Below are 1,335 nucleotides of genomic sequence, written 5' to 3'. Positions count from 1 at the left end.
TATGAAGCGTTAAAAGATACAAGAGGTATGAAAAGCATAGGTAAACAGAAACGAAAAGAAGAGGAAACCAAAGATGAAATTATCGAAAGACAAGCATTACAAATTGAATATTTAAAAAAGCTTTTGGAGCTGGAAAGGATGTGAGAAAGCAGAAAGAGGTACAATTTTCCTTTATAGAAGCGAATGAGAAAGATTATCCTGTTACGATGTTAGTTCAACTGACTGATGTATCACGATCTGGTTATTATAAATGGAAAAAACGTGGAGGGGGTAGTGTTCAGGCACAAAGGGACGAAGAATTATACAACTACATCATCAAATTACATCATAAACATCGTGGTACGTTGGGGAGAAAAAGAATGAAAATGGCGTTAAAAGATGAATATGGCATTGAGGTTGGAGAGAGGCGTGTCTCCAAGATTATGCGAAAATATGGTATTCGTTGTAAAATCCGTCAAAGGCGTTCTGTCAAGCGTAACGAAATAAATAAAAAAGTACCTAATCTATTAAACCGCAACTTTCAAGCGAAGAAACCTGGAATAAAGTTTGCGATTGATATTACCTATTTACCAGTGGAAAAGGGACCAAACAAATATATTTATCTGTGTGCGATTAAAGATTTATTTCATGATGAGATTGTGGCGTATGCGATTAGTCATCGTCAAGATATAGAACTTGTGTACGAAGCATTAAATCGTTTAAAAGAAAAAAAGTTTGTGAAAGGTGCCATTCTACATAGTGATCAAGGCACACAATTCACAAACGCTGGTTATCAAATGCGTGTCAAAGAGATGGGCCTCACCCCATCTATGTCTCGCAAAGGCAATTGCTGGGACAACGCATGCATTGAGAACTTCTTTAGTCATTACAAGTGTGAAATAGAATGCTTCTTTGAAAATGCAAAGAATGTATTTGAAGTTCAAAATGCGGCAAACCAATATATCCATTACTTTAATCATAATCGAATCAACACAAAATTACAAACAAGTCCCGTAAAATACATGAAGCGTTATGCCAGTTAAAAATGCACGCAGGGAGCCACAGCGGAGCTGCTTGCCCTTGCTAGGCATGCCTCTTCTTGGCGATTCGTTGTGTTGGGGATAGGGGCCCCGACCAACGAGAGCTTAGAAGAGATGGTTCGTGGTACGCTGTGTGTGCGAATAGGGAGCTTTAATAGCTTTATTTTTCCCGATTCGCCACTTTATTCACCACCACGAACCCAAATGCTTGGCAAGGGTGGCGGATATGATAAGAGCTCAAATATTTGGTAAGACAATGTATTAGGTGAAAATTTAGAGACACTTCAGTACTGTCTACTTGACAGAACCAGGTGCA

The 1,335-nt window shown here is 38.7% G+C and carries 1 protein-coding gene; it reads left to right on the top strand.

What is annotated here, in order from left to right; translation table 11 throughout:
* Positions 1-107: 107 nt before the first annotated feature.
* Entirely contained in the window at positions 108-1,022 is a 915-nt protein-coding gene (locus tag ACFQ18_RS18060) for an IS3 family transposase (protein ID WP_379566892.1), read from the top strand.
* Positions 1,023-1,335 lie beyond the last annotated feature (313 nt).

This window comes from Oceanobacillus caeni (assembly GCF_042678465.1).
GTDB lineage: Bacteria > Bacillota > Bacilli > Bacillales > Amphibacillaceae > Oceanobacillus > Oceanobacillus caeni.
This window is presented reverse-complemented; position numbering and strand designations above follow the sequence as displayed.